21 protein-coding genes are annotated in these 24,483 nt (G+C 68.6%); 5 read left to right on the top strand and 16 right to left on the bottom strand.

Annotated features, from left to right (window positions below):
• Positions 1-169 precede the first annotated feature (169 nt).
• Positions 170-1,789, bottom strand: coding sequence for a chaperonin GroEL (groL, locus tag G3I17_RS21090; protein WP_164598903.1), 1,620 nt, complete (start codon positions 1,787-1,789; stop codon positions 170-172).
• A 116-nt stretch (positions 1,790-1,905) separates the two neighbouring features.
• Complete coding sequence (gene groES / locus G3I17_RS21085; RefSeq protein ID WP_164598901.1) at positions 1,906-2,202, bottom strand: co-chaperone GroES; 297 nt, start codon at positions 2,200-2,202, stop codon at positions 1,906-1,908.
• 316 nt (positions 2,203-2,518) lie between these two features.
• On the opposite strand from groES, the gene G3I17_RS21080 reads away from it, so the two are divergent.
• Together G3I17_RS21080 and G3I17_RS21075 are read left to right on the top strand one after the other, a co-directional pair.
• Positions 2,519-3,127, top strand: coding sequence for a peptidoglycan-binding domain-containing protein (locus G3I17_RS21080; RefSeq protein ID WP_164598899.1), 609 nt, complete (start codon positions 2,519-2,521; stop codon positions 3,125-3,127).
• Positions 3,128-3,149: 22 nt separating this feature from the next.
• On the top strand, positions 3,150-4,328 hold the full coding sequence (locus G3I17_RS21075) for a class I SAM-dependent methyltransferase (protein ID WP_164598897.1): 1,179 nt from the start codon (positions 3,150-3,152) through the stop codon (positions 4,326-4,328).
• A gap of 313 nt (positions 4,329-4,641) precedes the next feature.
• Here the strand turns inward: G3I17_RS21075 and G3I17_RS21070 are convergent, their stop codons facing one another.
• From G3I17_RS21070 to G3I17_RS21015, 12 genes are all read right to left on the bottom strand, one after another.
• A complete protein-coding gene (locus G3I17_RS21070; protein ID WP_164598895.1) occupies positions 4,642-5,334 on the bottom strand; it encodes a hypothetical protein in 693 nt (230 codons plus the stop codon).
• 370 nt (positions 5,335-5,704) lie between these two features.
• A complete protein-coding gene (locus G3I17_RS21065) occupies positions 5,705-6,436 on the bottom strand; it encodes an alpha/beta fold hydrolase (protein ID WP_164598893.1) in 732 nt (243 codons plus the stop codon).
• 8 nt (positions 6,437-6,444) lie between these two features.
• Entirely contained in the window at positions 6,445-6,945 is a 501-nt protein-coding gene (locus tag G3I17_RS21060; RefSeq protein ID WP_164598891.1) for a GNAT family N-acetyltransferase, read from the bottom strand.
• Entirely contained in the window at positions 6,942-7,997 is a 1,056-nt protein-coding gene (gene tsaD / locus G3I17_RS21055) for a tRNA (adenosine(37)-N6)-threonylcarbamoyltransferase complex transferase subunit TsaD (RefSeq protein WP_164598888.1), read from the bottom strand. The genes G3I17_RS21060 and tsaD overlap by 4 nt, the downstream gene beginning before the upstream one ends.
• Positions 7,990-8,448 carry a GNAT family N-acetyltransferase gene (locus tag G3I17_RS21050; protein WP_164598886.1) on the bottom strand — a complete coding sequence of 153 codons (459 nt, stop codon included), beginning with the start codon at positions 8,446-8,448 and terminating at the stop codon, positions 7,990-7,992. Before G3I17_RS21050 ends, tsaD begins: the two co-directional genes overlap by 8 nt.
• Entirely contained in the window at positions 8,445-9,113 is a 669-nt protein-coding gene (tsaB, locus tag G3I17_RS21045) for a tRNA (adenosine(37)-N6)-threonylcarbamoyltransferase complex dimerization subunit type 1 TsaB (protein WP_164598884.1), read from the bottom strand. The genes G3I17_RS21050 and tsaB overlap by 4 nt, the downstream gene beginning before the upstream one ends.
• 3 nt (positions 9,114-9,116) lie before the next feature.
• Positions 9,117-10,043, bottom strand: a complete 927-nt coding sequence (gene tsaE, locus G3I17_RS42155) for a tRNA (adenosine(37)-N6)-threonylcarbamoyltransferase complex ATPase subunit type 1 TsaE (RefSeq protein WP_164598882.1) — start codon at positions 10,041-10,043, stop codon at positions 9,117-9,119.
• Complete coding sequence (locus G3I17_RS21035) at positions 10,040-11,155, bottom strand: alpha/beta hydrolase (RefSeq protein WP_164598871.1); 1,116 nt, start codon at positions 11,153-11,155, stop codon at positions 10,040-10,042. The genes tsaE and G3I17_RS21035 overlap by 4 nt, the downstream gene beginning before the upstream one ends.
• 5 nt (positions 11,156-11,160) lie before the next feature.
• Positions 11,161-12,309, bottom strand: a complete 1,149-nt coding sequence (gene alr, locus G3I17_RS21030; protein ID WP_164598868.1) for an alanine racemase — start codon at positions 12,307-12,309, stop codon at positions 11,161-11,163.
• A 15-nt stretch (positions 12,310-12,324) separates the two neighbouring features.
• Positions 12,325-12,972: an HAD family phosphatase gene (locus G3I17_RS21025; protein WP_343238366.1), complete on the bottom strand. Its 648-nt coding sequence runs from the start codon at positions 12,970-12,972 to the stop codon at positions 12,325-12,327.
• Positions 12,973-12,981: 9 nt separating this feature from the next.
• Complete coding sequence (locus G3I17_RS21020) at positions 12,982-13,953, bottom strand: LysR family transcriptional regulator (RefSeq protein WP_164598866.1); 972 nt, start codon at positions 13,951-13,953, stop codon at positions 12,982-12,984.
• Between the two features lie 2 nt (positions 13,954-13,955).
• Positions 13,956-16,406, bottom strand: coding sequence for a lamin tail domain-containing protein (locus tag G3I17_RS21015; protein ID WP_164598864.1), 2,451 nt, complete (start codon positions 16,404-16,406; stop codon positions 13,956-13,958).
• Positions 16,407-16,585: 179 nt separating this feature from the next.
• Between G3I17_RS21015 and G3I17_RS21010 the strand changes: the two genes are divergently transcribed.
• On the top strand, positions 16,586-17,617 hold the full coding sequence (locus tag G3I17_RS21010; protein ID WP_164598862.1) for an aminotransferase class V-fold PLP-dependent enzyme: 1,032 nt from the start codon (positions 16,586-16,588) through the stop codon (positions 17,615-17,617).
• A 41-nt stretch (positions 17,618-17,658) separates the two neighbouring features.
• The gene (locus G3I17_RS21005; protein WP_203590535.1) at positions 17,659-18,423 is read left to right on the top strand and encodes an META domain-containing protein; all 765 of its coding nucleotides are present in this window, start codon (positions 17,659-17,661) and stop codon (positions 18,421-18,423) included.
• Here the strand turns inward: G3I17_RS21005 and G3I17_RS21000 are convergent.
• Positions 18,410-21,169 carry a sugar-binding protein gene (locus tag G3I17_RS21000; RefSeq protein ID WP_164598860.1) on the bottom strand — a complete coding sequence of 920 codons (2,760 nt, stop codon included), beginning with the start codon at positions 21,167-21,169 and terminating at the stop codon, positions 18,410-18,412. The genes G3I17_RS21005 and G3I17_RS21000 overlap by 14 nt on opposite strands.
• A 201-nt stretch (positions 21,170-21,370) precedes the next feature.
• On the opposite strand from G3I17_RS21000, the gene G3I17_RS20995 reads away from it, so the two are divergent.
• On the top strand, positions 21,371-23,083 hold the full coding sequence (locus G3I17_RS20995) for a DUF222 domain-containing protein (RefSeq protein ID WP_164598858.1): 1,713 nt from the start codon (positions 21,371-21,373) through the stop codon (positions 23,081-23,083).
• Here G3I17_RS20995 and G3I17_RS20990 read toward each other — a convergent pair.
• Positions 23,019-24,482, bottom strand: coding sequence for an NAD(P)H-hydrate dehydratase (locus G3I17_RS20990; RefSeq protein WP_164598856.1), 1,464 nt, complete (start codon positions 24,480-24,482; stop codon positions 23,019-23,021). The genes G3I17_RS20995 and G3I17_RS20990 overlap by 65 nt on opposite strands.
• Position 24,483 lies beyond the last annotated feature (1 nt).

Raw genomic sequence — 24,483 nt, 5'->3', positions numbered from 1 at the left:
TCACTACGAACAGTGATCGCCACCACGAGGCCGGCACGACACCCGCCGCCTATCTGGTCTCGGGGCAGTTGGATCGGCGGATCGCCAGCCCGGCGCCAGCGCAGAAAGAGAACTGCCCGGCTGGTCCGAGGACCAGCCGGGCGGTTCGGGTGGTGCGCAGTACGAAGAATCAGTGACCGTGGCCGTGGCCGTGGCCACCTGCTGCGGGCTCTTCTTCTTCGGGCTTGTCGACGATCAGCGTCTCCGTGGTGAGGAGCAGCGCGGCGATGGAGCCGGCGTTGGCGAGCGCGGAACGCGTCACCTTGACCGGGTCCAGGACGCCCTGGGCCAGCAGGTCGCCGTACTCACCGGTGGCGGCGTTGAAGCCGCTGCCGACCTCGAGCTCCGCAACCTTGGCGGTCACGACGTAACCCTCGTAGCCACCGTTCTCGGCGATCCAGCGCAGCGGCTCGACGACCGCCTTGCGGACGATCCGGACGCCGGCGAGCTCGTCGCCCTCCAGGTCCAGGCCGTTGTCCAGCACCGCGGCGGCGTGGACGAGAGCGGAGCCGCCACCGGCGACGATGCCCTCTTCGATCGCCGCACGGGTCGCGGAGACCGCGTCCTCGATCCGGTGCTTCTTCTCCTTCAGCTCGACCTCAGTGGCCGCGCCGACCTTGATGACGCAGACGCCGCCGGCCAGCTTGGCCAACCGCTCCTGCAGCTTCTCGCGGTCCCAGTCGGAGTCGGTGCGCTCGATCTCGGCCTTGATCTGGTTGACCCGGGACTCGATCTCGTCGGACTTGCCGGCACCCTCGACAACGGTGGTGTTGTCCTTGGTGACGACGATCCGGCGGGCGGTGCCGAGCACCTCGAGACCGACCTGGTCCAGCTTGAGGCCGACCTCGGGAGCGATCACCTGGGCGCCGGTGAGGGCAGCCAGGTCCTCGAGCATCGCCTTGCGGCGGTCACCGAAGCCCGGCGCCTTGACGGCGACGGAGGTGAAGTTGCCGCGGATCTTGTTCACGACCAGGGTCGACAACGCCTCGCCGTCGACGTCCTCGGCGATGATGAGCAGCGTCTTGCCCGACTGTACGACCTTCTCCAGCAGCGGCAGCAGGTCCGCGACAGCGGAGATCTTGCCCTGGTTGATCAGGATGTACGGGTCGTCCAGCACCGCTTCGCCACCCTCGGCGTCGGTGATGAAGTACGGCGAGATGTAGCCCTTGTCGAACTGCATGCCCTCGGTGAAGTCGAGCTCGGTGCCGAAGGTGTTCGACTCCTCGACGGTGATGACGCCGTCCTTGCCGACCTTGTCGAACGCCTCCGCGATCAGCGAACCGATCTCGGCGTCACGCGCGGAGATGGTGGCGACGTGGGCCATGTCGCCCTTGTCGTCGACCGGGCGAGCGGTCTCCATCAGCTTCTTCGAGACAGCCTCGACGGCGGCCTCGATGCCCTTCTTCAGGCCCATCGGGTTGACCCCGGCGGCGACGGCCCGCAGGCCCTCGTGCACCAGCGCCTGCGCCAGGACGGTCGCGGTGGTCGTACCGTCACCGGCGACGTCGTTGGTCTTGGTGGCAACCTCCTTGGCCAGCTGCGCGCCGAGGTTCTCGAACGGGTCGTCCAGCTCGACCTCACGGGCGACGGTGACACCGTCGTTGGTGATGGTCGGGGCGCCCCACTTCTTGTCCAGCACGACGTAGCGACCCTTGGGCCCCAGCGTCACCTTGACCGTGTTCGCGAGCTTGTCGACGCCACGCTCCAGCGCGCGCCGCGCGTTCTCGTCGAACTCGAGGATCTTCGGCATAAAAAACAAGTCCCTCTCTGAGTTTCAACAATGAGGCTCGCGGTCCCTGAACCGATTCCGCCCCGGCACCGGAAGCCGGCACCGGAGCGGTATCAATCAGAGACTGCGAGCGATCGTCACTTGGTGACGATTGCGAGGATGTCGCGGGCGCCCAGGATCAGGTAGTCCTGGTCGTCGTACTTGACCTCGGTGCCGCCGTACTTGGAGTAGATGACCTTGTCGCCGACGGCTACGTCCAGCGGGACGCGGTTGCCGTTGTCGTCGATACGGCCGGGGCCCACAGCGAGGACCTCGCCCTCCTGCGGCTTCTCCTTGGCGGTGTCCGGGATCACCAGGCCGGACTTCGTGGTCTGCTCGGCTTCGAGCGGCGCAACGAGGATACGGTCCTCGAGCGGCTTGATCGTGACCGACACTTGCTGACCTCCACGGTCGAGTTCTTTGGTGTGCTCTCAGGGTGCTGCAAGCGGCCGTTCACCTCTGCCGTCGCGGGGATCAGAGGCCGGGCCGCTGGCACCCTCGAGTGGAGAGTGCCAACACCGAATCTAGGCCGCGATTAGCACTCGGTCAACTCGAGTGCCAGATTCTCGCCACCGGCGAACGCTGACACGGGACGTGTCCGCCTGGACGCTTTCCGCCACCGAGGCCTGTGCGAACCCCACTTGGTCGTGGGACCGTCGTCTTTGTAGGCTTCCCGGCCGCCCCGGGGATCGACTGCTCGAGGAGAGAACCATGGCGCTCCAGCTCCCGTCGTTGCCGAAGCTGACTCCCCGCAAGGCGGTGGTGATCGCGGTCCTCGTGATCAGCCCGTTCGCCGTCGCCGGCCTCGCGGCCAACGGCGCGCACCACTCTTCCTCCGCCCGCCCCGGCAACGCGGCCCCAGGCGGCGCCGCGCCCGCAGTACAGGTCAAGGACGCGAGCGCTGAGAGCCTGCGGACGGCTGCACAGGCTGCGGCCGCGACACCGCAGTGCCTGTACGCCCGGCTGGTCCCCATCGGCAAGACCGGCTGGGGCATCCCACTGCCGTCGGTGTGGAACAGCACGAGCACCACCTGCAACCTCATGTACGGCGACGACCCGTACCGGACCACGTCTCGCAGAGGCGACCCGGACACCGCCATCCGGACCCTCCAGCGCAACCTGAACTACTGCTACGGCTACAAGCTCACTGTGGACGGCGTCTACGGCAGCAACACCCTCGGAGTGATCAAGGCGGTCCAGAGGCGCCACAAGCTGGCCGCTGACGGCATCTACGGCCCCAAGACGCGTTCGGCGATGAACTGGCGGCTGTACTACAGCAAGACCAACAGCTGGAGCAAGGCCTGCTCCAGTCCCCTCTGACCGGCGGGGCAGACTGTGCCGGGTGACACCTGACTCGATCTCGCTGTTGCTGGCGCCGGCCGGGGCCATCGTCTTGGCCGAGGCCTGCGCCGGTTTCACCCCAGGCGGCGAGCTACGTCTGGTCGAGAAGCTCAGACGCCGGTACGACGCTGCCGTGGTCACCGCTGCGGTCACGCAGGCTTCGCTGCGGCACCGGGCGGTGGCCAAGTTCGGCGCAGACGACGCGGTGCGGATGTACTTCACGCCTGACGGGCTGGAGCAGGCGACTCGGACCACTGTCGGGGTGCACCGGGCCGCACGGATCGCCGGGGCTCTCCCCGGCGCCACCGTGGTCGACCTCGGCTGCGGGATCGGCGGCGACCTGATCAGCGCAGCACGGGCCGGCCTGCGAGTCACCGGAGTCGAGCGGGATCCAGCGACTGCCGCTGTAGCCCAGGCCAACCTTGCGGCGCTAGGACTGCCCGGGAAGGTCCTGGTGGGTGACGCTGAGGCGCAGGACGTTTCGCAGTACGAGGTGGTCTTTGCTGATCCGGCGCGGCGAGCGGACGGGAAGCGGGTGTTCGACCACAACGCCTACTCGCCGCCCTGGTCCTTCATCACCGAACTGCTGACGGGCACTGCGTGCGTGAAGGTGGCGCCGGGCATCCCGCACGAGGCCGTGCCGGATGACGTCGAGGCGGAGTGGGTCAGCGACGCAGGTGAGGTCAAAGAGGCAGCACTCTGGTCCGGCAAGCTCTACGCCGGTACTACGCGCCGCGCGACCCTCCTGCCCGGTGGCGCGACGGTGACGTCAGCACCCGAGGCCGAGAGCGCTCCTGTCGGGCAGTACATCTACGAGCCGGACGGAGCGGTCGTCAGGGCCGGGCTGGTCACAGCGGTCGCCGAGGCAGTCAACGGGTGGCTCCTGGATCTACGGATCGCGTATGTGAGCTCGGATGCGCTGGTGGCGACGCCGCTGGCTTCGACGTACGAGGTGGTCGAAGAGCTTCCCTACAAGGAGAAAGCGCTGCGGTCCTGGGTGCGGGCGCAGGGCATCGGGACGCTGGAGATCAAGAAGCGCGGAGTGGACTTCGACCCCGCCGTACTACGCAAGAAGCTGGCCCCCAAGGGCTCGGCGAGCGCCACGCTGATCGTCACCCGGATCGGCCGGGACGCGGTCGCTTACTCCTGCCGGCGAGTCACCACGCCCGGCAATTCCTGACTTGCGCTCGCGCTAGATTCGAACATATGATCGATCACACGAGCGGGCTCCTGACCGGCTCGCCGACGGACGAGGTGCTGCGTCCGTTGCCGCTACCCCGGACAGGAGCCCGCCACTAAACCCGTAGTCGTCAGTCGTCAACTCAGCGTCATGCGGACGAAGGAGGATGTTCACCTCGGCCGGGCAGGCTGATCCCCAGAACCGGCCTACCGCTGGCCGCTACTGGGGACCTAGCGGCGCACCTTGGTCCACAGCTTTCTGTCTACCCCGCTGCGCTTCCCTGTCAGCGGGCGAGCTGTCAGCAGGGGAGCTGTCAGCGGGTGATGGGGGCGCTGTAGGCGTACCAGACCGAGTTCGTCGACGGGACGAAGACGCGGTAACGCCGGCTCCGGTTGGTGATGAGGGTGTAGGTCGCCTGGCCGCTGGTACCGGGCGTGACGTAGGTCAGGTTCTTCCAGGTCGAGGTGCCCAGATCCTGGTACTGCAGCAGCAGACGGTTGTGCGAGCGGACGAACCGGTTGCTCTTCGCGCTGTAGTAGGCGGCCGTCGCCACCAGCGTCGTCCTCGTACCCTTCCGCGTGCCCGACAGCGCCGCGGTCGACGCGTACTTGGTCACCGACTGCGCGGGTAGCAGCTCAGCGACCTTCCGGCCGTGCTGATCGCGGACCGGACCCTGCGGCTGCCACTTCGTCGTGACCCCGACCTCTGTGAAACGCACGTGAATCGGGCAACCTGTCTCCCGGCACCCCTGGATGAGCGGCCCGGCGTGGGGGCTCTCGGTCTGGAAGGTCGCCTGGAACCACACGCCCGTGGGGCAGCCGCTGTTCCACCCGACCTGGACGAACGTCTCCGGGTCGCGCATGACCAACTTGGCCGGCATCTTGAGCGAACACGTCACCGCGGACCGACCAACCGCCGAGTCCGAACCGGCTTGCGCAGGCTCCACCCCAACCACCAGTCCACCCGCAACAAGCCCCACCCCGGCCAGCAACACCTTGAACCGCATGACGCCTCCCCTACCCAAGACCGCACCCCGCGGCCACCCTGCCCGCAGATTAGCGGGGTCACGGTCCACAGCGCAGGACGCGGCAGGTCAGGCGGGACCACCGCCCGGCGGATCGAACCGGCCCACCCGCATCCTGCTCATCAGCAGCCTCTGCACCCTCCCCATGCCGTTCCTGAGGATCACCTCGGCAACCGCGGCACGATCTGAAGGATCCTCCGCTGCCGATGCCGCTCGCGTACCCACAACGCGAGCAGATTGATCAACCCCGCGACGACACCCGCGATCAGGAGACTCATCGGCTCCTCCCGTCCACCTCCGGACCGCCCCGCTGACAGCCCTCGACAGATAGGAGTCGCCGGCGGGCGAAGCGTTAAAAGCCGTGGCGCAGGATGCGGTACCTGAGTCGGGCCCTGGCGATGTCGAGTACGCCGCGCAGGGTAGTGCCGGGGCGCGTCGACCGGGGCAGTTGCTCGGTCTCGTCGGAGTCGAGGCTCAGGTCGTACGTCGTACCGGCCGTGAAGTCGCGTACCAGGGCGTTCCAGTCGGGGCTGCGGCGGAGCATCGTGTGGTCGTCGCCGGCGACCGACAGCAGAGCGACCGGTACGCCGGAAGCGCGCAAGCGTTTGGCGTATGCGGCCGTCTGGGCCGGGTTGGTGACCTGGTCGGCCGTGCCATGCGCGAACACCACCGGGCCGCGCAACTGTGTCAGCGGTTCGCCGTCCGGCAGCCAAGGCGCTAGAGCCAGTGCGCCATCAACCAGCGGGTGGTTGCCAGCGGCAACGATGGCGCGGCCGCCCATTGAGTGGCCGATCAGGAGTACGCGGGTGATCCGTGGGGGCAGGCGGTCGAGAACTGTGTGCAGGTCTGTCACGGGATCTGCAGCGGCATTCCAGCCGCGGTACCGATAGCGCATCAGGCCGACTGCCGCCGCTGGAGCACCAGCGCGGGCGGCCGGCACGAACGGCCACATGCGAAGGATCGCGGCCCGCCAGGCGCCTGCGGGGGCGAGCGATTCCTCTTGGCCGCCATGGGCAAGCAACACCAGCTCACTCGCGTCGCGCGGCGCCACCAGTAAGTCGATCCGGGGAACTACCGAGGACACCCCCGAACTCACGAGCGACTACCGGGCACAGCGGATGTAGCCGTGGCAGCAGGTGTGGCGCTGTTCGGGGCGTAGAGCGTTGCGATGTCGCGCTGGATGACCAGCAGGCGGCTCGGGTCCGGGAGGTCGTTGAAGCCGTAGGACCGGTAGAGCCCGTGCGCGTCCGCCGTCGCCAGCATCATCCGCCGCAGGCCCTGCAGCTCCGGGTGGTCCAGCAGTGTCGACACGACGAACCTGCCGAGCCCGTGCCCCCGATGCGACTCCAGCACGAACACATCCGCGATCCACGCGAACGTCGCCCGATCCGTCACCGCCCGCGCATATGCCACCTGCGCGCCGGCAGCGTCGTACACGCCCATGTTCAACGACCCGGCGATCGCCTTCACCATCACCTCACGCGGCAGCCCGGACGCCCAGTACGACGTATTGATGAACCCGTGCACCACCTCGACATCGACTCGCGCCGCCTCGTCATCTGCCACGAACCCGCCGTCGTGCTGCCACCTCATGAGTTCAGCACCGTCGTGATCGGCATCGACGAATCGGCCGGCAACCCCAACGGCGACGGCGCCTTGCCGGCCCGGACGAGCTCCGAACCGAGCGCCGCCACCATCGCGCCGTTGTCCGTGCACAACCCCGGCCGCGGCACCCGTACCGCGATCCCGGCCGCCGTGCACCGCTCCTCGGCCATCGCCCGCAGGCGCGAGTTCGCCGCGACGCCGCCGCCGATCAGCAGGTGCTCGTACCCGCGGTCCTTGCAGGCGTCGATCGCCTTGCGCGTCAGCACATCGCAGACGGCCTCCTGGAAGGCCGCGGCGACGTGGTTGATCGGGACATCCTCACCGTCGCGCCGCTTCGCCTCGACCCACCGGGCAACGGCGGTCTTGAGCCCCGAGAAGGAGAAGTCGAAGCGATGCTGCTCCAGATCCCGCCGGCCGGTCAACCCGCGCGGAAACTTCACATACAGGGCGTCCCCACCGTCCTGTGCCGCCTTGTCGATATATGGACCTCCGGGGAACGGCAGTCCGAGCACCCGCGCGACCTTGTCGAAGGCCTCGCCGGCCGCGTCGTCGATGGTCGCACCCATCGGCTCGACGCCGACGGTGATGTCCTCGACGGCGAGCAGCGACGAGTGGCCGCCGGAGACGAGCATCGCGATCGCGCCCTTGGGGATGTCACCGTGTTCGAGGGTGTCGACGGCGACGTGCGCGGCGAGGTGGTTCACGCCGTACAACGGTTTCTCGAGCGAGAGTGCGAGACCCTTCGCGGCCGCGACGCCGACGAGCAGCGCGCCGGCCAGGCCGGGGCCGCTGGTCACGGCGATCGCGTCGACGTCGGTCGGCTTGATCCCCGCGGTCTCGCAGGCGCGGCGGATCGTCGGCACCATCGCCTCGAGGTGCGCGCGACTGGCGACCTCCGGTACGACGCCGCCGAACCGCGCATGCTCCGCCACGCTGGAGGCGATCGCGTCGGCGAGCAGCGTCTGCCCGCGGACGATGCCGACCCCGGTCTCGTCGCACGACGTCTCGATCCCGAGGATCAGGGGCTCGTTCTCACTCATCAACCTTCTCCTCCTGCCGGCGCATGATCACCGCATCCTCGCCACCGGCGTAGTACCCGCGCCGCCGGCTGATCTCCTCGAAGCCGAAGCCGCTGTACAACGCTCCGGCCGACTCGTTGCCCGCAGCAACTTCCAGCAAGACGGTACGGCCCGCGCAGTGCCGCAACGCCGCCGTCATCAACTGCCCACCGATCCCGGTACGCCGCTCCGCCGGGCTGACCGCGATCCGCAGCAAATCAACCGGGTCCTCGCTATCGGGCGGAACCAGCAGTACGACGTACCCGACCGCAACCCCTTCGTCCGCCACGAGCACCACGCGATCGTCGGCAAGCCGGGCGAACTCCTCACCCCACGACTCAGCACTCCACGCGGAGTCGCCGAAGCAGACCTGATCCAGCGCCACGAGAGCGTCCAGGTCAGTCGCGACGGCCGGGCGGACAGCAGGTCTCACTTCGGCAGCACGCTCTTGGGTCCGGCGGACATCGTGACGTCGGGGCGGCGCAAGTAGAGCGGATCCGGCGCGACGACCGGCAACGTCCCGGTCGCCACTCCGAGAGCCAGTACTTCGGCCGCCGGGTACTCGATCACGTCGCTCGTCTCGAGTCCGAGCACCTCGCCGTACAAGACAGCCCCTCGCCCGATCACCGGTAACCCGGCGAGCACATGCGCGACCGCAGCCGGCTTGTCCACCGCAGGCCCTTCGAGCCGCCGCCGACTCCCGTCAGCCGCAGGCCCGTCGTACAAGGCCCAGTAGATCTCCTTGCGCCGAGCATCGGTAGCCACAGCCACCGGCAACTGCAACGACGACTGCCGCGCCAAAACATCCAGGCTGCAAACCCCGGCAACCTCGATCCCCAGCACCTCACCCATGGTCCGCGCAGTCACCAGCCCAACCCGCAACCCGGTGAACGGCCCCGGCCCAACCCCCACAGCAATCTTCGTCAACTCCCGAGGCGAACACCCAGCAACAGCCAACGCCTCGACAATCGCAGGAGCCAACAACTCCCCATGCCGCAAAGCGTCAACAGTGGAAGAGGAAGCGACAGTCGCACCCGTCACCGGGTCGGCCAAGGCAACAGTCACAGCAGCACTCGAAGTATCAAAAGCAAGCAGCATTGATCAGCCCTTCTCCAGGACAGAGAGATGGACTCCGGTTTCGGCCCAGCGGGGGCCGGCGGGGGTGATGCGGAGGGAGCGGGTTTCGTCGGTGTCGTTGTCGCCTCGGGTGACGACTATGTCTAGGCGGTCGGGGGCGAGGGCCTCGGCGAGGCCTTGGCCCCATTCGACGACTGTTACTGCTTCGTCGAGGCTGGCGTCCAGGTCGAGGTCGTCGAGTTCGGCGAATCCGCCCAGGCGGTAGGCGTCTACGTGGACGAGGGCAGGGCCGCCAGACAAAGAAGGATGTACGCGGGAGATCACGAAGGTTGGGGAGGTGATGTCGCCGCGGACCTTGAGGCCGGCGCCCAGGCCTTGGGTAAAGGTGGTTTTGCCTGCACCCAGGTCGCCGGACAGGACCAGTACGTCGCCCGCGCGCAACTGGCCGGCCAGCTCTTCGGCCGCCGCACGCATGTCGTCGGCGGTCGGAACGGTCAGCGTGATCGGCATCGCCTTCGCGTAGATCAAGTTCTGCTCTTCGCGCGCGACCACCGAATACCCACGCCGCCGCCAGAACTCCACCGTGTCAGGCAACTCGACCCGGGCGATCAGCCGCACCCGCCGCAACCCACGCGCCCGCGCCGCATCCTCCGCGCACCCGACCAGCGCCGACGCCACTCCACGCCCCTGGAAGCGTGGATCCACCGACACCCGCCGCAGCCCGAGGACGTCACCAGAGACCTCGTACAGCATCGCCCCGGCCGGTTCGCCGTCGATGCGCACCAGCAAACCGCCGTACGTCGCGACCGCCTCGCCCACCGTCGTCGCGTTCTCGGACAAGGCGGTGGAGGGCGGGTCGAGGGTGCGGCGGGCGGCGAAGGCGTGGTGGATCACCGCGACGATCTCGTCCACGTGCTCCGCGGTCGCGTCCACCACGTGCAGATCGGTCATGTCTGTCCCAGGGCTAGTTCGGCCCGCTCGATCATCCCGAGCAGGGCCGCGGTGAACTCACGATGGTGCTCGACCAGGCCGAGATGACCGCAGTTCGGTACCTCGACCAGCTCCGCTCCCGGCACGTGCCGGACGATCTCCTCCGAGTGCTCGAACGGCGTCAGATGGTCGTTGTCGCCGCCGATCACCACGCACTCGACCTTCTGCAACGGCTCCAGCGAGTCGTACTTGTCGTGCAGCGCGAAGATCGGGTAGAACTCCGCGATCACCGAGATCGGCGTCGCGGCGATCATCTCGTTGACGAACTCGGTGTAGGCCGGCGGTACCTCCGAACCGAACGAGTACTTCCGGGTCAGCAGGTAGCTGATGTCCGTCCCCGCCTTCCGGCTCCGCTCGACCACGTCCGGGATCCGGGCCAGCGCCGCGACCGTCGGTGTCGCCAGCGCCCGGGCCAGCCTGCCGACCGGCCCCGGGAAGAGGATCGGGACGTTGTCCAGCCCGCCCGCGCTGGTCGAGCACAGCCCGACCCCGATCACCCGGTCGCCGAACAGCTCGGGACGCTCACCGGCCAGCGCCATGATCGACATCCCGCCCATCGAGTGCCCGATCAAGATGACCGGCCCGGTCGGCGCGAACTCCTCCAGGATCCCGGACAGGTCGCGCCCGAGCTGGTCGATGCTGACGTTCTCCTTCGGCGACCGCCCGGACCGCCCGTGCGAACGCTGGTCGTAGAAGACCATCTTGCCGATCCCGGCCAGGTCGCGGCGCTCGAAGTGCCAGCAGTCCATGTTCAGCCCGTAGCCGTGCAGGAAGATCAGCGTCAGGTCCTCCGGCGGCCTCACCACCTTGCGGCCCAGCCGGCGCTTCGGCGGCTCCACCCGGCGCGAACGCTTGAGCTCGTCGACCTCGACGTACAGCTCGACGCCGTCATCGGCGGTGAAGACATAAGGCTTGCCACGCAGCGACCCGAACGGCTCGGCCTCGAGCTGCGCACGCTGGCCCGACCGGCGCCCGATCACCTGCCGCTCGACGGCCACGCCGGCGGCGGCACCCGCGGCGAGCACACCGACCGCGGCGCCGATCAGACCGGCGGTGCGTCCTACATTCGCCATCCCGGTCACCTCCCGCTGTCGACGTACCGGCGGGGGATGCGGGAGCCCAGCCGGGTGACGATCTCGTAGTTGATGGTTCCTGCCGCGTCCGCCCAGTCGTCCGCGGTCGGCTCCCCGTCGGTACCCGGCCCGAAAAGTACGACTTCGTCGCCGGCCGCCACCTGGTCGTCCTCGAGATTGACCACGCACTGATCCATGCAGATCCGGCCGACGATGCTACGTCGCCGCCCCGCGACCTGCACGGGCGCATTGTTCGAAGCGTGCCGCGGCAGCCCGTCGCCGTACCCGACCGGGACCAGTCCGAGCGTCGACGGCCGCGGCGCGGTCCAGGTCAGCCCGTACGAGACGCCGGCGCCGGCCGGCACCCGCTTCACCATCGCGAACCGGGCCCGCAGCGTCATCGCCGGCCGCAGTCCCAGCTCATCGGCGGGCAGCGCGTGCCCGAACGGAGACAGCCCGTACGTCGCGATGCCCGGCCGCACCAGGTCGAAATGAGTCTCCGGCAGCGCGAGCGTGGCACCCGAGTTCGCCAGATGGCGCAGGCCCGGGTCGATCCCGAAGCCCTCGGCCACCTCGACGGCCATCGTGAAGGTCGCCAGCTGAGCCTCGTTGACCGGGTTCTTCGGCTCGTCCGACGACGCCAGGTGCGACCAGATGCCGGCGATCTCGATCCGCCCGGCCTTGACCTCGGCGAGCGCGGCCCGGATCAGGGCCGGCCACTCCTCCGGTACTGCGCCGCCGCGGCTCATACCGGTGTCGATCTTCAGGTGCACCCGGGCCGGCCGGTCCTCGACGCCGGCGGCGAGCTCGGCGATCTCCCAGGGCGCGGACGCGGACAGGTCGATGCCCGCGGCAATGGCCCGCTCGAGCGGCTCCCCCGGCGTGGTCAGCCAGCAGAAGATCGGTCCGGTGTCACCGGACTCGCGCAGCGCGAGCGCCTCGTCGAGCACGGCGGCGCCGATCCAGTCCGCGCCGGCCTCCCGCGCGGCCCGGGCGACCGGGATCATCCCGTGCCCGTACGCATCGGCCTTGACGACGGTCATCAGCTGCGCGGTACCCACGCGCGCACGCAGCGTGGCCACGTTGTGGCGGATCGCGCCGAGGTCTACGACCGCTTCGGCGCGAACATTGGAGGGGGCTTGAGGCTCTGACATAGCCCCTCCAGTGTCTCAGGCCTGGAAGATGATCTCGGGCAGGGCCGTCATGTTGTGGAAAACCTCGGTCGCGGTGGCCAGTTTGGCGGGGTCGGTCATGGCGGCGAAGCCGAAGACCCTCATCCCGGCCGCGTTGGCGGCCGCGACGCCGAGCGGGCTGTCCTCGACGACCACGCAGTCGGCCGGCTTCACGCCCAGTGTGCTCGCCGCGTGCAGGAACAGGTCGGGCGCCGGTTTGCCGTGCTCGACGTCCTCCGAGCTGAAGATCCGGCCCTCGAACCGGTCCCAGAAACCGACCGTGGTCAACGCGGTGTGGATCCGCCGGTGCGTGCCCGACGAGGCCAGGCAGTAGGTGATGCCCTCCGCGTCGAGCCGATCCAGCACCTCCCGGACGCCGGGAACCGGTTGCAGGTGGGCGAACCCGGCGAAAAGCCGTTCGTGGTACCGGTCCTCGAGATCCGCGGGCAACGGTGACCCGAGCTTGGCCTCGGCCTTCTGCCGCATCGAGACCATGCTGCCGCCCATGTAGTCCCGGACGGCCTCCTCCAAGGTGTAGGGCAATCCCGCCTCGGTCAGCAGCTCGGCCAGGATGCCGTTCGCCAGCCGCTCCGAATCCACCAGCACACCGTCGTTGTCGAAGATCACCAATCCAGGTCCGGTCACGCCCCGACCCTACGACAAGGAGACCAGTCGCTTGGCGGTCCGATCGGCCACCGTACGCAGCGCCTCGGCGGTCGCGACGACCGCCGCGCTCTGCATCATCTCCGCCCGCAACAACACGAACACCTGCCGCTTCGGCGAGGTCCGCACAGCCTGCACAGCCACGCCCTTCCCCGGCGCCGCAAGCAACGCAAGCCCAGGGAGCAACGTCACAGCAAGCCCTTCAGCCACCAACCGCTGAGCCACCACGTAGTCATCAGTCCGATGCCGCACATCCGGCACAAACCCAGCGGCCTCCGTCGTGACAAGCAAGTTCTCCTCACAGCGCGGACACCCCGCAACCCATCGCTCCCCGGCGAGATCACCGAGGGCGATCGGCCGCGCCCGGCCCGCCAGCCGGTGACCGGCGGGCAGCACTGCCAGCAAGGGATCCTCAAGCAACGGCAGCAAGAGCAGATCGCCTTCTTCCACAGCTCCCCGCTGCTGGGTAGCAGGGCGGGGGCGGGGGGCACCCGATCGGGGAGCGTGCTCGAAGACCAGGGCCAGGTCTGCGTCCCCGGCCGCTACCAGCGCGCGGGCTTCGGGTGGTTCGGCTTCGGTCAGCCGTACTTCGAGCGCAGGCGCGCGGGACTGCAGTTTCGCCAGCGCAGGCGGTACCAGGGTGGCTGCGCCGGAGGGGAAGGCTGCCAGGGACAGCGTGCCGAGTTCCATCGAGGCGAAGGCCTGGAGTTCTGCTTCGGCGACTGTCAGGCGGGCGGACAGGGCGTCGGCGTGTGCCAGTAGCGCGGTACCGGCTTCGGTGAGGGTGATGCCGCGGACCGAGCGAAGCATCAGCGGGATGCCGACGTCTCGCTCGAGTCGTTGCATGTGCTGCCCGACGGCGGGCTGGGTCCAGCCGAGCGCGGTCGCCGCGGCGGACAACGACCCCAGACGGGCTACCTCACGAAAGATCAGCAGCCGTCTGGGGTCGAGGTCGGTGGTCATCCCTACTGGTCTACCACCGGGCTGCCCGGCAGGCAGCGGGTCGGCAGCGGATCGGTGTCACAGCCGGTCAGGATGCGGACGATCTGCGGATCATGGTCGCTGGCCTGGTCGGAGAACTCCGCGTTGATGTGCACGATGCCGTACGAGTAGCCCTTGATCGCGGGGCTGATGGCGATGTGGTCGAGCACCTGCGAGTTGCCGTCGAAGACGTAGCTGTACCGCTGGTCGGCGGGCAGCGTGTCGATCAGCGTCTTCAGCACCGTGCCGTTGCCGGTCAGCGTCTGGATGGACGGGCTGAACTGGTAGTCGTTCAGGTCGCCCAGCACGATGGCGCGGGCGCGGCCGGCGGACTTGACGCTGAGGTCCTGGATGAACTCGTTCACCTCGGTGGCCTGCTTCTGCCGCTGCACCTCGCTCGTCCGCACCGGCGGCTGGACGGCCGCGCTCAGCGGGTAGTCGCCACCCTTGGAGTTGAAGTGGTTGGCGACCACGAACAGCTGCTTGTTGCCGTCGAAGAGGAACTCGCCGACGAGCGGCTTGCGGCTCGAACCCCAGGCGTCGCTGCCCGGGTCGATCCGGCCCGGGGAGACCGACAGCGAGACCTGGTTGCTGGTCGGCCGGGCGCGGACCACGGAGACGGCCGTGTTGGCGTCGCCACCGGGACGATCGACGAACGTCGTCCGGGCCGGGTTGAACAGGAACACCTGGCGGATGTTGCCGCCCGGCTCGCCACCGTCGGTGCCGTTGTTCGGGTTGATCGAGCGCGAGTCGTACGCCGGTCCGCCAGCGGCCTGGATCGCCGCGACGAACTTCGCGATGGTCTGGTCGGCCACGACGGTGCCGTCGTTGGTGGCGCCGTTGTTGTCCTGGATCTCCTCCAGCGCGAGGATGTCCGGCGAGCCGAGGTTGGTGACGACGGCCTGGGCCAGCTTCGCGAACTTGGAGGCCGGGTTGGTGAAGGCCAGGTTCTCGACGTTGTAGGTGGCGACGGACAGGTCACCGGCCTTCTTCGGCGGGAGCACCTTCTGCTTCTTCAGACCGCCCTCGGTGATCGTGCCGAGCTGGGTCGCCAGCACCACGTAGCCGCCGAACGACTGGTAGTCGACCACGCCGGCGGTACCGGCAGCCAGCGTCGAGCCGACGTTCGCGGCCGGGGCGCCGTTCAGCGCCAGGATCATCAGCCGGCCGCTGTTCTGGTCGTCATACGACTTGTAGACGGTGCCGCCGCGCGGGGTCGGGTTCTGGTTCGGCTTGAGCGTCACCCAGAGCTCGGCGAACTCGGTGTTGACCGGGCTGACCAGGCGGGTGTCCTGGGCCACGGTGACCCGCATGCCCTCGTGCACCTCGAGCCAGTCCAGCACGTAGCTGTTCGGCTCCAGCGGCTGGGCCTCCAGGCTGCCGGTCTTCGTGTACGCGTCGGGGAAGGCGACCGGTACCGGAGTGGGCAGCGCGTTGCCGCCGCTGACCTTGATCGTCTTGACCGTGCCGCCGATCTCGGTGAGCGACTGCGACCCGGTGGCCGGCCGGAACTCGGTGATCCGGCCGGAGGCCACGACGGAATCGCCGATCGCGACCGCCGGGGTGGTGGTACCCGTGAAGACGAAGACGCCTTCACTGGTCAGCGGGTCGGCGTCGACGGTCGGGTCCTGGATCCAGTACCCGCGCGCGCTGCCCGTGACCCGGACCGCCGTGACGATGCCCGGGACGTTCGTGACGTTCTGCCCGACGATCGGGGAGATCCGGCCGGCGCCCTGGATGTCGTGGATGCGGATCGGGCCGGGCGTCGGGTCGCCGGGGTCGCCCGGGTCGTCGCCGGCGCTCACGGTGGTACCGGCGGTGTTCGTCGCCTTCGGTACGCCGGAGCTGAAGTCGGCCGCGTTGTTGTCGGTGTCGATCATCGCGCCGGAGCGCGCGTCGGCCGTGGTGTTGCTGAGCCCGGGTGCCGCGAGCGTCTCGACGTTCGCGGTCGCGCCGTAGCCGATCAGGTCCTTCACATTCGGCGCGGTCGAGCAGGCGGTCCCGCAGCCGGCCAGCGGGACCGTGCTGGTCGACAGCGCGACGACGCCGGAAGTACCCGACATCGGGATCGTGCCGGTCGCATCCGGGGTCGGCAGCGCGACGGTGCCACCGGCGCCCTGGGCCTGCTGGACCAGGTACTTGCCGTGCGCCGGGATGCTGCCGCTCAGCGCGGTCGTCTGGAAGACGACACCTGCGGCGGACGCGTACTGAACGCTCCAGCCCGCGACGCTGACCGGGTTGTCGCTCAGGTTCGCGAGCTCGATGTAGTCGTTCTTGAAGACCGCCCCGCTGTTGCCGCCACCGCCGTACACACCGGAGATGACAACGTCGGTCGACAGTGCGTTCGCGGTGCCGGGAAGCCCCGCCATCGCCGCGATGACGGCCAGCGGCAACGCCGCCGCCACGATGCGCCGGCGCGCTCTGGAATGTGCCACAGGAATTTCCCCCACCTAGATCGAATGTGATTCCACCGAGGAGCATGGTGCTACGGAGCGGCCAGGGAAACCAGCGCTGGCAACAATTCTCCGGGAGTTCATCGATCCAAAGCGCCCGTTTGACCCGCCCACAGCAGGACGGCCTACCGCTTGGGCCCGCTGCCGCCGAGGGTTGACGCATGACGAGCATCGAGCAGGCCCGGCGCGAATTCGATCCGGCGGGCGTCTACCTGAACACCGCCACCTTCGGCCTGCCGCCGCGGGCGAGCTGGAACGCCTTGCAGAGCGCGCTGATCGCCTGGCGCTCCGGAACCGTCTCGGCGGCCGACTACGACGAACCGCTCGGCCGGGCGCGCGCGGCGTACGGCGAACTCGTCGGCGTCGAGCCTGGACTGATCGCGGTCGGCAGCCAGGTGTCGGTATTCGCCGGAATGATCGCGGCGTCGTTGCCCACTGATTGCGACATATTGGTTGCGGAGGGTGAATTCACCAGCCTGACATTTCCATTCTTTGCCCTCGGCCACCAGGTTCGCGAAGTTCCGCTCGAACAGCTCGCCGACGAGGTCCGGCCGGAAACGGCATTGGTCGCGGTCTCCGCGGTGCAGTCGTCGGACGGCCGGGTCGCCGACCTCGCGGCGCTCCGCGCGACCGGAGTACGAGTACTGCTCGACACCACCCAGGCCGCCGGGTGGCTGCCGATCGACGCCTCGCAGTACACGTTCACCGTCGCGGGCGGCTACAAGTGGATGCTCGCGCCCCGCGGGACCGCGTTCTTCACCGTGCAGCCCGAGTACCTCGACACGCTCACCCCGATCAACGCCAACTGGTACGCCGGGCCGTCGCCCTGGACGAGCATCTACGGTTCACCCCTGCGCCTGGCCGAGGACGCGCGCCGCTTCAACGTCTCACCGGCCTGGCACTCCTGGGTAGCGGCCGCACCGGCGCTCGAACTGCTCCGGGAGGTCGGCGTCGATGCCATCCACGCCCACAACCTCGGGCTCGCGGCCGACTTCCGATCGGCGGTGGGGCTCGCGCCGTACGAGTCCGCGATCGTGTCCGCCGAGGCCGATGAGAAGGTCCCGGCGCTGATGGAGCAGGCGGGCATCGTCGCCGCTGTCCGCGCGGGCCGCCTCCGGATGGCGTTTCATCTCACGACGACGGCTGAGGACGTTGCGCGGGCGGCCGAAGTACTGGTTGGTCATCTGCGGTAGTGCAACGCCGGGACGCGCGCTGGCGTCCGTAGGTTGTGAGGATGCGAATGGTGGTTGTTGCCGCGGCCGGTGTGATGTTGATGAGTGCCTGTGGGAGTGAGTCTTCCGCGGGTGGCTCGCTGGACGGGCAGTCGTTTCTGTCCGTGACGGTGACCGAGGGTGGGAAGGCCAAGCAACTGGCGCCCAACACGCGGATCCAGTTGCAGTTCCTGGACGACGGGCGGCTGAGCGCGAACGCCGGCTGCAACTCGATGGGCGGCAAGGTGGCGACCGGTGGCGGCAAGCTGGCCGTGAAGGACCTCGCGACCACCGACATGGGCTGTGACCCGCCCCGGCACGCGCAGGACGACTGGCTCGCCAAACTGCTGCAGGACGAACCCACCTGGGCGCTCGCCGCCGACAAGCTCACGGTCAGCAAGGGCGACACCCAGCTCGTGCTCCAGAACCGCGAGACCGCGCAACCCGATAAGCCACTGGACAGCACGCGATGGTCGCTGGAGACGGTCGTCAGCGGTCAGACCGCGTCGCACCCGATCGACGCTGGGAAGGCCCATCTGACCTTCAACGGCGAGCGTGTCACCGGTTCGACCGGCTGCAACGACTTCCAGGGGGTGGTGGCGCGAACCGGCAACAAGGTGACCTTCGGAGAGCTCTCCGTCACCACCGCAGAGTGCCTCGACGAACCCGCCAAGCTCGAGCAGAGCGTGATCAGCAAGCTGAGTGGTGAGCTGACCTACAGCATCGAGGCCGACCGCCTGCAGCTTCGCGCCGCAGACGGCAGTGGCCTCGACTTCACCGCCGGCTGAGCCGTACGTCGAACGCCTGCACCTGGTTCTGCGCCGTCTCGAAGGACACCAGCAGCCGACCGTCCGCGGCCAGCTTCGCGCGTTGCGCCGGCGCGAGCGGGATGGAGAGGTGCTTCACTCCACGCGCCAGCTGCTGACTCGTCTGCTTCACGACGTGGCCGCTCAGGTCCGGCGACCACGGCGGATAGCCGCCATCCGTGACGGCACACGGTGTCAGGCCGTAGTCCGGCGCGGGGTTGGACACGTTCGGCGGCGCCGGGGTCGTGGGGCGGTCGGCTGGTGGGGTGTAGCCGGTGAGCGAGGCCTGACCCCAGCGGTACGGATCGGATTGGACCGACCCGAGCGCCGACCACCCGAGTCGCGTACTCATGTCGATGTGCCGCAGCGTCGTCGTACCGGCTGCCGACGTGTCGTCATTGTCGTACGGCGTGATGTTGAGCCCGAGCTTGGCCGGGTCGACCGCGGCCGGGAGGGCGGCTAGTGGGATCTTCACCTCCACGTCGTACCCGCCACCGGCGTACGCGTGCGGGGTGGTCGTCTCGTTGCTACCGACCCATTTCGCCGTCGTCGCGACCTGTACGCCGGGGGCGTTGCCGATGCTGAGCGGGCCGGACGAATACCCCTGATGGTTGTCGGCGTCGCGCTCCCAACAGGGTCCGTTGTTGCCGGCCGGGTCGTTGGTGAAGGGGAAGATGCCGAGTTTGAAGGTGTTCGCGGTGTCCTTGAGCACCTGCGACGCGGTCCCGCGCGGGTCGAGCAGGATCTCCAGCGAGTCGGCCTGCCAGTGCCCGACGCATTCCTCGGGCGTGACCGCGTAGGACTGGTAGTCGTCGCGGACGTGGACGAAGAAGTAGAGCGCATCGTCGGACCAGGTGACCTTCGCGGTGGTGCCTTCGCCGCAGTCGTTCGGGTCCGCGCAGGCGCCTTGCCAGACCCGGCTGACGTCGAGCGTCGGCCCGTCGTACTCGCCTGGCATTGCGACGCCGTCGACGACCGGCGTGCTCGCTGCCTTCCCGATGGCCGTCGATGGGACGAGCGAGAGCGTCAGCGTCTCGCTGCCGGATCCGGCCGGGGCGCTGTAAGTGGTGGTGATCGGAATGGACACGTTCTGCGTTGCAGGTAAGGCGGTGTCGGTGTTGGTCACCTGGAACGTCACAGCCGTCTCGGCGCCCGGCTGCACTGTCGGGTAGGGCTTCGATGTGGCGTCGGCAGTGAAGTTTGGCGGCAGGGTGAGACCGACCGTCCCACTCTGTGGCTGACTCGACCAGTTGTGTACTACGACCGGCAGCGCGAGCGTCTTGCCGACGGCCATCGACTGGATCGCCGCCGACCTGCCGAGCCTGGTGGCCTGTGGCGCGGTGCTGGCGAGCCATTCGTCGTACTCCTGCCAATTCCCCCAGCGCTGGAACCGGCCCTCGGTCGGCGAGACGATCCGGATGACGTTGTCCGTGTAGCCGGACTTGCCGTTGTCACTGGTGAAGAGCGCGGAGATCTTGAAGTTCTGGTTGACCGCTGCGGTGGCGCTGGGCGTGACGGTGAAGGTCAGCTCCTTGCTGCCGTTGAGCTTGCCGACGTGCTGTGGCGCGCTCACGGTCCAGCCCGGCGGGACGGTCAGCGCGGCCTGGCCAGGCTTCAGCGAGCCTTTGAGGTGGAGCGTGGCCTGGAAGGATTCGCCTGCGACATTGAGGCTCTGCTGGCCAAGTGAGGGCGAGAAGGTCAGGTACTCGAGCGTTCCCTTCGGCAGGCCACCCGGATCGGGTTTCGTCGCGCCGAAGAGGATCGCGTCGTCCTGACCGGCCGCGGGACTCGTGTTCGGCTGGAACGGTACGAACGATTGCGTCATCCCGAAGCGAGGACAGGCCGGGGCCGAAGTGCCCTTGTACATCACCCGACTCTGCGTCGGGTAGGCCGCGCGCCCCTCGTCCGCGACCTGCTGCCAACTCTTCGCCGTCCCCGCCGGCTTGCCCTGGAGGTTGCCGGCCGGCCACTTGTACGGCGAGTCGTAGCCGGTCCAGACGCCCGCCACAGTGTCGAGCCCGGTCGGTACGAAGCCGGTCGTGCAGTCGGCGGCCGCGGTGGTACCGCCCGTGCCCGCAGTACTGCCGCCCGAGAACACCTTCTTGACCTGCCAGGTGCTCAACGCGTTCTTCCCCTTCAACTGCTCGGGGAACTTGGTCGGGTCGGCGGCCGCGAGCACGCCTTCCCAGATCAGCCGGCCCGTCTGCTGGTGGTTGCCGTGCCCTGCTTGAAGAGTGGGCGTGAACCCGATGTAGATCTCGGGCTGCGTCGTCCGGATCACCCGGGTGACGCGGCGCAGCGTCTCCTGCTCGTCCCAGAAGTACTGCGTCAGCGGCGCGCTCTGGTTGTAGAAGAAGTCGACCCGGTCGAGGTTGAAGATGTCGACCGTGCCGGACCGGTAGTGCGCGACCCGATCCTCGTTCTCCCGCCGCAACCCGAGCTCAGGCCCGAGCTCATTGCCGGCGGAGTTCCCGCCACCCTCACCGCGGGTGACCATGATGATCCCGCACTTGGTCCCGTACCGCTGATGCCAGACCCCACACGGCCCGATGATGCTCGTGTCGTCATCCGGATGGGCCCACTCCCCCATCACGTCGATCTTGGTCGCCTTGTCCGCGACGTACGCCGTACTGGTGGCCGGCATCGCTTGCTGGGCTTGCGCTGTTGTCGCGGGCAACCCCGCAGCTACGAGCAGCACGGTCGCGAGCAGGACAAGAGTGCGCTTCATGTGCAATCTCCTCGGGCGGTGGAGGCACTGGCACTTCCGTCCTACCCGCTTCCTTCCTCTTCAAGCACCACCCACCATCCGCGATCGCCGCATATCCGCTTCTGGAGCTTGGCGCCTGGTGAGACTTTCTCCTTGTGGATAAGGGGAAATAGGCCACCACACGATTTGCCTTACGCGATTCAGGCAGGTAAATTCGAAGACATGTTCGAGTCAGGTGTTGCTGAGCTGGACGCGGTCGAGACCCTCGCCGCAGCCACCGACAGGCAGGCCACCCGCACCGAGGCCGACCTTGACCTGATCGAACTGTCGCTGCACTTCGCCGACCTTCATCCCGACCCCGCCACTATCCCCGGCCACGTGTCCCTGCCCGGCGGCGAACGCGGCTGGGTCAGCGGCGGCCCCGGCTGCCCCGGCTTCGCCGAGTTCGCAGCCGCCGAGTTCGGTGCCGCGATCGGCCGCTCCGCCGGATCCGCGGCCGTCTTCATCGGTCAAGCCCTCGCGCTGCGCCACCGGCTCCCACGGATCCTGGCGATGGTCCGGTCCGGTCACGGCGAACCCTGGAAAGCCCGCACCATCGCCACCGCCTGCCTGGCCCTGTCGGTCGAGGCCGCCGCGATCGTCGACCGCCGCGTCGCCTCCATCGTCGACACCGTTACCCCGATCCAGTTGGACAAGATCGTCAAGGCCGCCATCCAGCAGGCCGACCCCGACGGCGCCCGCGCCACCGCCGCACAAAACGCCAAAGAACGCGGCGTCTGGGCCGGGCGGATCGACGAACACGGTTCCACCACCTTGACCATCCGCGCCGCCACCGGCGACGTGATCCGCCTCAAAGCCACCCTGCGCCAAATCGCCGACGCCCTCGCCGAACTGGGCAACACCGACCCCCTCAACCAGCGCATGGCCATGGCCGTCGGCATCATCTCCGACCCCGCCCTCACCCACGAACTCCTCACCATCGCCAACCACCTCACCCAAACCCACACCAACCCCACCACCCCCGAGCCGGACCTGGACACGGAACAGGACGCGGAGCCGGGAGCGGAACCGGATGTGGAGGCCGGCGCAGACGCGGCGGCAGGTGAGAAGCCGCAGGACGACCGGCCGACGGCAGCAAGCACTGGCGCAGAACCGGAGGACGTGGCTGGCTGGTCCGTCGCCGACGAACCCGACTGGGACCCGCCGCACCCCAGCGATCCCCGCTACGACAACCCACCCGAACCATCAACACCCGAACCCGCGGAGACCGCTGATCAGGCTGATCCGGGGATGGACGCTGCCGCACGCCGTGAACTCGCCAAGAAGCTGAGCGCGATCCGGCAGAACGCTGACCGCCACGGGCTCGGGGCCACCGGCCGCGGCCGGGCGCAGACGACAACCCTGTACGTCCACCTCACCGACCAGACCCTGCTCGCCGGCGAAGGCGTCACCCGGGTCGAGCGCTACGGCCCCGTCTTCACCACCCGGCTTGAAGAACTCCTCGGCCACGACCGGATCATCGTCAAGCCGGTCATCGATCTCAACGACGACCGGGTCAGCGTCAACGCCTACGAAATCCCCGACCGGATCCGCGAGCGCGTCAAGCTCATCCACCCGGTCGAGCAGTTCCCCTACGGGCCGGCGGAGACCACCAACAGCACCGACTTGGACCACATCCAGCCCTACGATTTCAAGGACACCGGACCACCAGGCCAAACCAGCATCACCAATCTCACCCCGCTACGGCGCTACAGCCACCGGGTCAAGACCCTTGGCGGCTGGAAGGTCCGGCGCCTGGACGACGGTGCCTTGGAGTGGATCACCAAGCACGGCCTCAGATTCCGCGTCGACCACAAGGGCACGCACCGGATCACCGGTCCACCATCAGTTGCCTGGTCGCCTCGGCCACCTTGGCAGCGACCTGCATCGCCGTGACCGGCCCACCCGCAGAAGCGAGGTTGGCGGCCGCGGCATGCAGGTATGCCCCGACCGCGGCGGCGTCGAGTGGGGTGAGCCCCGCGGCCAGGAGCGCACCGGACAGACCGGCCAGTACGTCGCCGGCGCCCGCGGTGGCGAGCCAGGCGCCGGCGTTGGTGTTGGCGCGAACCTGGCCATCGGGCGCCACGATCACCGTGGTCGAGCCTTTGAGGAGGACGGTCACGTCGAAGCGTTCGGCCGCTTGCCGCGCGTGCTTCAAGCGTTCGGCTTCGACCTGGGAGCGTTCGACACCGAGCAAGCGGGCGAGTTCGCCGGCGTGCGGGGTGATCAGGACGTTCACGTGGTCGCCCGAGTCATCGAGCGCCTTCAGCCCATCGGCATCCAGTAGCACTGGCTCCTCACCGTCGAGGAGTTCGCGAACCTTGGCAGTATCGAGCTCATCGCCGAGACCAGAACCGATGGCCCAGGCCTGGACCCGGCCTTCTCCGGCGACCACCTCCGGGTGGACGGCACCAACTGCCTCGGCGACGGCGTCCGGGCCGACGTACCGGAGCATGCCGATGGGTCCGGCCAAGGCTCCAGAGGCGGCGATGACGGCGGCGCCCGGAAACTGCTTCGACCCAGCCATCAGACCGAGAACGCCGCGCGAGTACTTGTCGGACTCGCCGGTCGGGACCGGGTACAGGGCGCGGACATCGTGGCTTTGGAGGGACTCGACCGGCGCCGGCGGGAGGTCAAGGCCGATGTCGATGAGGTGGACGGGGCCGCAGGCCGCGGCGGCCGGGTCGATCAGGTGACAGATCTTGTGCGTACCGAAGGTGACCGTGAGCGCCGCCTTCACATGCTCAGCCGGCGTCTCGCCGGTATCCACGTCAACCCCCGACGGCACGTCGACAGCAACGATCGGCACGCCGTACTCCTCGGCAAGGCGCACCGCGGCCAGCGCATCCGGTCGCAAACCGGGGCGGCCCCCGATGCCGACGATGCCATCGACAATCACATCGGCTGCCGCGATCTCCCGGGCCAAGGCTGACCGATCCGGGTCGGACGCCTCGCCCTCGCTCCCACCTTCGGCAACCCGGCCGCCGGTCACGAGCAGCGCGGCCAGCCCCTCCCGGTGGTACTTGTCCGACAGCAGCACCGCAGTGACTTTCGCGCCGCGACGGGCCAGCTTCTCCCCGGCGTACAAGGCATCTCCGCCGTTGTCGCCCGAGCCGATGAGCAGCACCACGCGGGCGCCGTACGTCCTGCTCCTTCCGTCTGGCCCGGCTAGGAAGTTGCTGATAGCAACCGCAAGCCCGGTCGCGGCGCGTTGCATGAGCGTGCCGTCGGGGAGTTTCGCCATCAGGCCGGCCTCGGCGGCGCGGACCTGTTCGACGGTGTGCGCGCGGCGCATC

The sequence above is a fragment of the Streptomyces sp. SID13031 genome, from assembly GCF_010548305.1.
GTDB lineage: Bacteria > Actinomycetota > Actinomycetes > Propionibacteriales > Kribbellaceae > Kribbella.
The sequence above is the reverse complement of the archived record's forward strand: the minus strand, read 5'-3'. Positions and strand labels throughout refer to the sequence as shown.